7 protein-coding genes are annotated in these 8,625 nt (G+C 51.5%); 4 read left to right on the forward strand and 3 right to left on the reverse strand.

The window, feature by feature from the left end; all coding sequences use genetic code 11:
* Nucleotides 1–122 precede the first annotated feature (122 nt).
* The 4 genes from floA (at nt 123) to ACO1NT_RS12390 (ending at nt 3,593) form a co-directional block, all read left to right on the forward strand.
* Nucleotides 123–1,118, forward strand: coding sequence for a flotillin-like protein FloA (gene floA / locus ACO1NT_RS12375; RefSeq protein ID WP_449048937.1), 996 nt, complete (start codon nt 123–125; stop codon nt 1,116–1,118).
* A 427-nt stretch (nt 1,119–1,545) separates the two neighbouring features.
* Nucleotides 1,546–2,076 (forward strand): KdsC family phosphatase, encoded by a 531-nt coding sequence (locus tag ACO1NT_RS12380; RefSeq protein WP_449048938.1) that lies wholly within the window; start codon nt 1,546–1,548, stop codon nt 2,074–2,076.
* Nucleotides 2,073–2,657, forward strand: coding sequence for a Maf family protein (locus ACO1NT_RS12385; protein WP_449048939.1), 585 nt, complete (start codon nt 2,073–2,075; stop codon nt 2,655–2,657). Before ACO1NT_RS12380 ends, ACO1NT_RS12385 begins: the two co-directional genes overlap by 4 nt.
* Nucleotides 2,658–2,753: 96 nt before the next feature.
* Nucleotides 2,754–3,593: a VOC family protein gene (locus ACO1NT_RS12390; protein ID WP_449048940.1), complete on the forward strand. Its 840-nt coding sequence runs from the start codon at nt 2,754–2,756 to the stop codon at nt 3,591–3,593.
* A gap of 20 nt (nt 3,594–3,613) precedes the next feature.
* Here ACO1NT_RS12390 and ACO1NT_RS12395 read toward each other — a convergent pair whose 3' ends face one another.
* The 3 genes from ACO1NT_RS12395 to ACO1NT_RS12405 form a co-directional block, all read right to left on the reverse strand.
* The gene (locus tag ACO1NT_RS12395; protein ID WP_449048941.1) at nt 3,614–6,166 is read right to left on the reverse strand and encodes a TonB-dependent receptor domain-containing protein; all 2,553 of its coding nucleotides are present in this window, start codon (nt 6,164–6,166) and stop codon (nt 3,614–3,616) included.
* A 109-nt stretch (nt 6,167–6,275) separates the two neighbouring features.
* Nucleotides 6,276–6,722 (reverse strand): hypothetical protein, encoded by a 447-nt coding sequence (locus ACO1NT_RS12400; RefSeq protein WP_449048942.1) that lies wholly within the window; start codon nt 6,720–6,722, stop codon nt 6,276–6,278.
* Nucleotides 6,723–6,784: 62 nt separating this feature from the next.
* Nucleotides 6,785–8,368 carry a flotillin family protein gene (locus ACO1NT_RS12405; RefSeq protein ID WP_449048943.1) on the reverse strand — a complete coding sequence of 528 codons (1,584 nt, stop codon included), beginning with the start codon at nt 8,366–8,368 and terminating at the stop codon, nt 6,785–6,787.
* Nucleotides 8,369–8,625: the final 257 nt, after the last annotated feature.

The raw sequence follows: 8,625 nt of genomic DNA on the forward strand, positions 1-8,625 counted from the left end.
CGGTAGCCCGTGCTGCGGCTGGGCAGCCTCTTGAGTGGGGGGAAAGCGGATTTTTTTGAATTACCTGTAAAAAAGTCCTACCTTTAGGAACATTATATGCACTATAAAACGTATTGAACCTTATGGATCCCAGTTTCACCCCCATTTTGATTATTGTAGGAGCGATTGTAGCCTTTTTTGTGCTCTTGTACCTGCTTCCTGTAAACCTTTGGTTTACGGCCCAACTATCGGGCGTTCGCATCAACCTGCTCAACCTGCTGCTGATGAGGTTGCGTAAGGTTCCACCAGCCTTGGTTACCAATGCCATGATTACCTCCACTAAGGCAGGGTTGGATATCACATCAAACGAAATCGAAACCCATTATTTGGCGGGCGGCAATGTCAATAATGTGATCAAAGCCTTGATTTCTGCCGATAAGGCAAACATCCCGTTGGATTTCAAGTTGGCCACGGCGATTGATTTAGCCGGCCGTGATGTGTTTGATGCGGTACAGCTATCGGTCAATCCACGGGTCATCAACACGCCGCCGGTCGCCGCCGTAGCAAAGGATGGTATCCAACTTATTACCAAGGCCAGGGTGACCGTGCGTGCCAATATCAACCAGTTGGTAGGTGGGGCAGGTGAGGAGACTGTTCTGGCCCGTGTAGGGGAGGGGATCGTGACGACCATTGGCTCGGCGGCCAACCATAAGGAAGTACTGGAGAACCCCGATCGAATTTCAAAGACCGTACTGGCCAAGGGCTTGGACAGCGGCACGGCCTTCGAGATCCTTTCCATTGATATCGCCGACATTGACATCGGTGAGAACATCGGGGCGAAACTGCAAACCGACCAAGCGGAGGCTGACTTGAAAGTGGCCAACGCGCGCGCAGAGGAACGCCGGGCGATGGCTGTGGCGTCCGAGCAGGAAATGCGTTCGAAGGCACAGGAGGCCCGTGCAAAAGTAATCGAATCGGAAGCCCAGGTGCCCCTCGCGATGGCTGAGGCATTCCGTAGCGGTAACCTTGGCGTGATGGACTATTACCGGATGCAAAACATCCAAGCCGATACAGATATGCGCGGATCCATTGCCAAGCCTGGTGATAATCAAGGGAAAAGTGACGGCAAGAAAAACTAAAAAAAACAAAACCCCGGTGATGGGCACCGGGGTTTGTTACTAACCAATTATAAACCTAAATTATGAAAAGACAATCTAAATCCCCGGTATCACCCGGGTGTAAAACCTTTCTGCAAAGGTACGTGCTTTTTTTTATTTTCTAAACAAGTTTTGTCGAGAAATTGTCAAAAGAACGTCTGCTCAATCTGCGTTGAATAATCATTATTCGCGCATTTATGAGATTAGTATCAAACCCCGTGCCAAATTTGGATAAAGAGATGCTTAGTGTTTTAAATACACCGCTAGGCTGAGGGCTATGACCCCTACCATCGGTGGTGGGGTGTCACTTCTCCGTACAACATGTCCGGATTTGTAGACGGCAAGTTTTTTTGATCGTACATGTGCAGGTTGTCGATTTTGTATTAAGTTTGGCTTTTATTAACAAGGTATGGTGTTATTTGATCGGTTTAAACAGGTTAAGGCTTTCCTATTCGCCGTGGATGGTGTTTGCACAGATGGGGGAATTTGGATGGCCGACGGGGAGCGTCTGTATGGCCGCATCCATAGTCGCGATTATTATGCGCTGCGGGTAGCGACGGCACATGGGTATCCGATAGCCATTGTCGGCGAAAGGGAGGGGACCGGTATGATGGGTTTTATGAAAGAAATCGGAATAAATGACGTGTTTCTCAACGAAAGTGACAAAAGCACGGTATTGCGTGACTGGATGGCAGTTAAAGGGTTGGCCGGTGCACAGGTGCTGTATATGGGAAGCGATATCCCCGACCTGCGTCCTATGGAAATCGCGGGGTTTGGCGCGTGCCCGATAGATGCCGTGGAAGATGTGAAGGAGGTAGCTACTTATGTCTCGCATTGCCGGGGTGGGGGCGGAGCGGTACGCGACGTTGTTGAGAAAGTAATGAAGCTCCACGGCACTTGGGACGTGATGGGATCCACTCCAAAAATGCGGTTAACATGAAGGTTATCCTTGCTTCACAATCGCCTCGCCGCCATGAGTTGCTGTCGCAGATGGGTATTCCATTCGAGGTGATGGTGCGGGCTATAGACGAATCATTTCCGGCCGATTTCGATCCGGTATCTGCCGTGCGCCATATTGCCGAGAACAAGGCGGCAGCCTTCGTGCACGATGCCGCAGATGAATTGGTCATCGCCGCCGATACGATTGTCGTGATCGATGGTCAGGTCCTCGGTAAGCCAGTAGACAAGGCGCAGGCTATCGAGATGTTGATGCGCCTGTCCGGTAGGGTGCATGAAGTGATTACGGCGGTGGCGTTGCTGCACAAAAAGCGTTTCGAGCTATTCCATGAGGTGACCGAAGTACGTTTTAGATCGCTATTACCAGAAGAGATAGACTATTATATCGAACATTACCAGCCTTTTGACAAAGCGGGGGCCTACGGTATCCAAGAGTGGATAGGTGCCGTGGCCATTGAAGGTATCGTCGGCTCCTACACCAATGTGATGGGACTGCCCACGGCGACATTAAGCCGTACGCTGCGTGATCGCTTCCAATGGGATTGTCGCAAATACCCCTGCTAGTTGTCGTTTTCACACTGCTTTCTTTTACGGCATTCCTGTAATTTTGTGCTATTGAAAGTGAAGTCATGCCTAAGTGGCTTCAAAAACGGATCGATTATGAAGAATACAATTTATCCTTGTCTTTGGTTTGATGGCAATGCGAAGGCCGCTGCCGATTTTTATTGCTCGGTTTTTAAAAATTCGGGAATTACCGCCGACACGCCGATGGTAGTGACGTTTGAGATCGATGGGGTGAAGTTCATGGGATTGAACGGAGGCCCTCAATTCAAGCCTACCGCTGCGATATCGTTTTACGTGACGCTTGAAGACGAAGGGGAAATCCGGCGGGTATGGGAAGCGCTCGCCGACGGTGGGTTTGTTTTCATGCCCCTGGATAAGTACGATTGGAGTGCGCAGTACGGTTGGGTGCAGGATCGTTTTGGCATTTCGTGGCAATTGAGTTTGGGGGATCACCATGCAGTGGGGCAACGGGTTGTACCTCTATGGATGTTTTGCGGCGAACAGCAGGGGAAGGCTCGAGACGCTATTCGGTATTACACGTCCCTGTTCGATCGTTCGGAAGTTGAAATGGTCGCCGAGTACGGGCCGGGGCAGGTAGACCTGGATGCGACGGTGGTGCATGGCCGATTCCGGTTGCTCGGTCAGTGTTTCATGGCTATGGACAGTGCCGTGCCGCAGCCGTTCACGTTTACGGAGGGCATTTCATTGGTTGTCGATTGCGAAACGCAGGAAGAAGTGGACTACTATTGGTCTCGATTGGTCGATGGGGGCAAAGAAAGCCATTGTGGCTGGTTGAAAGACCGGTTCGGTGTTTCGTGGCAAGTAGTGCCTACCATCCTCCCCCAACTGCTCGCCGACCCCGACCGAGCAGAAAGGGTGATGGAAGTATTTATGAACATGAAGAAATTCGATATCGAGCGATTGGTCAATGCTTAGATTAAAGGCAGCTTATTCCTTTAATCTAGGCTAAATCTTATCCCCGCATAGAACATCCTGCCGGTTAGCGGCCCCCATAGCAGGGAGGTATCGAAGAACTCACTGAATGGCTGGTCGGCTGCCAATACCGGGTTCTGTTGGAAGAAATTGGTTAGGTTTTCACCGCCGATATAGAGATCGAAGGGCCGTACCTTACCGATTGTTTTGCTCACTTGGGCATTCATGGTCACATATGCTTTCGAGTAGTCGGACATCCGGTAATTAATCGGGTTCGCCGCCGTGGATGGCAACCGTTTTTGCCCTGTAATATTCAGTGTGTAGTCGAAATGCCACCCACCGCTGTGTGGGGTGTAAGCCAGATTTGCGAAACCCCGGTGGCGCGCCACAAGTGGCTTCTGTAGCAACTTGTCGCTATACGTTGTCTTCACGTCGAAGAAACGATAGGCCAACCGCGTTTCAAAGTGGGGAAGGGGCATGAATCGAAGTTCCGTTTGCAGGCTATTCGAATAGGATTGGCCATCGAGGTTGTAAATCGCCAGTTCCCGTGGGTTTTCGTAGTCGACCACCACCTGATTGGTGAAATCATTCCGGAAAAACTCGGTACTGAATGAAGCCTCCCGTTGGAACAAACGGAACGATTGGTCGAAGCTGATGCCAGTATTCCAGGCCACTTCCGGCTTGAGGCCATAGGCGTTTTCCGCGGTATTGGCAGCAACGATGCGGACGATTCGGGCGCTGGCCAGTGCTGCCGTGTTCTCCGCGAAGATATTAGCGGTACGTTGTCCGCGTCCACCGCTTAGCCGGAAGGTGGTTCCCGCTATGGGTTGGTAGCGTAAGTGCAGACGTGGGGTAGCGAACCAACCGTATAGGTTATTATAATCGCCGCGGATACCGGCGACCACGTCGAATTTGTCTGATGGGCTAAATGTGTATTCAAAGAAGGCGCCCGGAACCACCTCCGTCCGTCCGAATTGTTCGGCAAGGTACCGTTCATCATAACGATCGTATTGCATACTTAACCCTGTACGATACTTATGCACCACGGTGCCCAGGATGTCTTGGTAAATCAAATTGGCGTAGGCATTCTGTTGGTCCGCATCGTAAGTGCGTATACCGAAATAGGAAGTTTGGTTATACGCAGTGCCCGACAACTGCAACCCGATGCTGCGCTGTGTATGTTGAGGAAAAACATAACCTATTTTAGCGAACGCTTCATAACGCTCGATGTCGAAGGCGAGTCCGTACCTGTTCTGTGTCAGTTTATCCGTGGCGGGGTTGAAATCAATTTCACCACCCGTGCGGTCATCGCTGAGGAATTTGACGCCGAATTGCAAGATGAATCCTTTGCCGTCTTCATATTTCCAGCGACTTACGCCCGAAAATAGATTGCCCACCGGCGCATCGCGGAAACCATTATCACTGAAATTCATGCGTTTGTTGTACATGAAATTATCGTGCAGCAACAGGCTGCCGGCCCAACGTTCATTAAAGCTGTGCGCCAGGTTGAGGTTGACGTCGGTACGGCCCATGTTGTTGCCATAGGCATTGAAAAACAGTTTTTCAGACGTGCCCGGCTTTTTTAGCTCCACATTGATCTGGCCGGCGATGTTTTCGAAGCCGTTCACCACGGAGCCGATACCTTTTCCGATCTGGATGGATTCGATCCAGGTCCCTGAGATGCTGTTAAGCCCGAGGGGGGTGGCCAGCCCACGCGGTCCTGGTAGGTTCTCCACCGTTAGCTGGGTGTAGTTTCCGCTGAGCCCCAGCATCTGGATCTGCTTGCTGCCCGTTACCGCGTCGCTGCTCACCACATCAACGGAGGCATTGGTTTCGAAACTCTCGCTCAGGTCGCAACAGGCGGCCTTGAACAGTTCTTGCGCTGTCAACACCTCAAGTCGGGTGGGGCTGAGTGCGGCGATATAGTTGGAGCGGCGCCGCGCCGATACGGTCACCTCCGCTAAGACGTTGTCTTGGGCGGTCACGACCACCACTTCCTGGGGGTCGCTTACGGTTATCGTGTCGGGCTGTAGACCCGCATGGCCGATGATGAGCCGCTTGTAGGCGGCATCATGTGCGATCCGGAACACACCTGATTCGTCGGAACGGGAATTTATCGCTGGATCTTCCAGCCAGTGTACGTTGGCGTTCACGATTGGGCTGAGTTCGCCCCGGTCGTTTTCCCGCATGATGACGCCGGTTACCGTGTGACCATCCCGGCCACCGGATTTATGGACGTTTTTCTCGTCGTGGTATTGGCAGCAGGCCGGTAACTTTTCGTAAGCCGCTTGATTGGCCCTAAGGTTATCCGTATCATGCCCTGCGGCAAGGATCCGCCGTTTGGCGGCCTCCACGTCGAACGCTTTTGTATGGTCGAGGGTGAGCATTTGGGTACTTGCATCCCAAGTGGCCCGGGTCAAACCTATGCTATCTGCAGCTTTCTCAATCCGCGCTTTGCACATGCCGCAAATGCCGCTAACCGTAAAGACCGATGTGCTGTTTTGGGCTGTGGCTGACCCAACGGCCACGACCAGCAGCATATATATTATGATATTCGTTTTAATGAAATATGTCATTGTTGTATTTGATTTCAACCCTAAACATCTATAAATGAAATGTTGTGCAACGAGGCACAATGAACGTAGCCTATCCGCTTCGTCCGTTGGTTCTAGTTGGGTGGGTTAATCAAATGAGATAAGCGCAGTACCGGATGAAGAGAGGGGTGGTTCCGGCACGAGGTGGAGCATTTGCTGTTTCAATTGTATCGCAGTTGCCTAGCGGGACATCTGCCCTATGGATCAGCGAAAAGACAGGTAACCCCAGTAGCTGTATTTTCAAGAGTTTATTATCGCTGCTCGGTAGGTGGTCGCCCGTGTTTTTTGGGGCATCCACCTTGATGTCCTGGCAATGGTCTTGTGATTGGACATCGGCACTGCAAGGCAGGCTATTGTTGCGATCGGTATGGCTATTGCCGTCGTCGAGGCACAGCTTACAATCACCGTGGTTGGCAGCAGGCTCGTTCGCTACGGTCAGATGCTGTAATTTTCCACAGCAGTAGTGGAGGTGTACACTAGCTCCCGTAGCCGAGAACGCATACACAAGCATGAGCCATATGGTGAACACTTTTGCCATTGGTAGGCAAAGGTAAGTAAAAACCCCGCAGGTTTCAAGAGACGTGCGGGGTTTTCGGTGCGTTATTTCACTTCTTCGGCATCCTGAATGGTGTCGTCAGTCCCGCCGTTGCTACCTTTATTGGCGGGGCGTATGCCACCTGTTTTCGGCTGGTCTTTGGTTTCCCCGAGGTAATTGGGCAGTTCCATGCCCGCCATATCGAAGATGTCTTTCAGCGGCGGTACGGATTTATACAATCCCGATACGAAATTGGCGGTTGATGTTTTACCATCATCATGGGAGCCATTGCCGCCATCCCACACGGTTACCTTATCAATCTTGATGTTTTTGATGGCTTCCGTCTGCAATTTGACGAGCTCCGGCAGCTTATCGGTAATAAGCAGCAGCACGGCATCCCTGGGGTTGTTTCCCGCAGATTTGACAATCTCGTTAAGCCCTTCAGCTTGTTTGGTAAGCATCTCGTATACCCCCCGCGCTTCTGCTTCCAGCTTAGCAAAAATCGCATCCGCTTCGCCCCGCGCTTTCTCGCGCAACTGCTCTGCTTCGGCTTGGGCTTCGATGATGGCCTTTTGTTTTTGGATCTCTGCGGCCACGACGATGGTGGCGTTTTGTGCGGCCCGGTCGCGTTCGGCACGTGCTTCTTCCGCCTGTCGTTCGGCTTTGTAGGCTTCCTCAAGCGCTTTCGCCTGTTGTACTTTTTCAGCGGCAACGGCTTTTTTCAGTGCTTCCGCTTCGCGCTCGCGGCGTTGTGCTTCCGAGTCTGCGATTTGTATTTTGGAAAGGTTTTCACCTTGCACGGCGATGGCATTGGCGTCGGCTATTTTTACCCGAGTATCCCGCTCGGCTTCGGCTTTGCCGATGTTTTCGTCCCTTAACGCGCCGGCGATGCTTACTTCTTTGTCTTTTTCGGCGATGGCGACCTCGGTATCACGGTCACGTTGCATCTCCGCCACCTTGATGTCGCGCTCCTTTTCGGCTTCCGTTTTTCCGACGTCGCCGAATCGTTCCTGCTCGGCCACTCGGATTTTGGCGTCGTTGATGGCTTTCGCGGCAGCTTCTTTACCCAACGCGTCGATATAGCCGCTTTCGTCTTTGATGTCCGTGACGTTCACGTTGATCATCTTCAGCCCAATCTTGTTGAGTTCTGCCTCTACATTGGTAGCGATATTGTGCAAGAACTTGTCTCGGTTGTTATTTATTTCCTCAATATCCATCATGGCGACTACCAAGCGCATTTGTCCGAGGATGATGTCTTTGGCCAATTCATGGACTTCGGGGCGTTGCAGCCCAAGCAGGCGCTCTGCGGCGTTCATCATTACCGCTGGCTCTGTGGAGATACCCACTGTATACCGTGACGGTACATCCACACGGATATTTTGTTTACTAAGAGCGCTGGTGAGGTTCACCTCTATCGAAATGGGGGTAAGGTCAAGAAAGGCGTAGTCTTGGATAACCGGCCAGATAAAAGCGGCGCCACCATGTATGCATCTGGCGGCACGGGTGAGGTCGGCGGCGTTTTTCCCTACCTTTCCGTAGACCACCAAAATCCGGTCTGATGGGCAGCGCTTGTATCGCTTAAACAGCGAAACGATAAATACGAAGATAATAACGATGCCAACGGCAATGGCGATTAAGTAAAATTCCATACGGCTTGTGTGTTAATGGTTAATGGTTAATTGTTAATTGTCGCTTTCCCCGTGACCAATAGGATGCTTTCGCTGACAATGCCGACGACGGTTACCGGTTTGCCGGTCGGGATGTCGTCTTCATCGTCGGTGAGTGCCCGGAGTTCACGGAGTTATTTTGAAAATGCGAAGCATTTTTCCTCTGTGCCCTCCTCTTCCCTTCTGTGCTATATCATTCTTCATAAAATCAACTTGATAATAAAAACTCTTACTGCTAC

The organism is Parapedobacter sp., assembly GCF_053550995.1.

Bases quoted from the DNA above. Each gene is read 5' to 3' on its own strand.
- floA (WP_449048937.1), top strand. From the start codon at position 123: ATGGATCCCAGTTTCACCCCCATTTTGATTATTGTAGGAGCGATTGTA.
- ACO1NT_RS12380 (WP_449048938.1), top strand. From the start codon at position 1,546: ATGGTGTTATTTGATCGGTTTAAACAGGTTAAGGCTTTCCTATTCGCC.
- ACO1NT_RS12385 (WP_449048939.1), top strand. From the start codon at position 2,073: ATGAAGGTTATCCTTGCTTCACAATCGCCTCGCCGCCATGAGTTGCTG.
- ACO1NT_RS12390 (WP_449048940.1), top strand. From the start codon at position 2,754: ATGAAGAATACAATTTATCCTTGTCTTTGGTTTGATGGCAATGCGAAG.
- ACO1NT_RS12395 (WP_449048941.1), bottom strand. From the start codon at position 6,166: ATGACATATTTCATTAAAACGAATATCATAATATATATGCTGCTGGTC.
- ACO1NT_RS12400 (WP_449048942.1), bottom strand. From the start codon at position 6,722: ATGGCAAAAGTGTTCACCATATGGCTCATGCTTGTGTATGCGTTCTCG.
- ACO1NT_RS12405 (WP_449048943.1), bottom strand. From the start codon at position 8,368: ATGGAATTTTACTTAATCGCCATTGCCGTTGGCATCGTTATTATCTTC.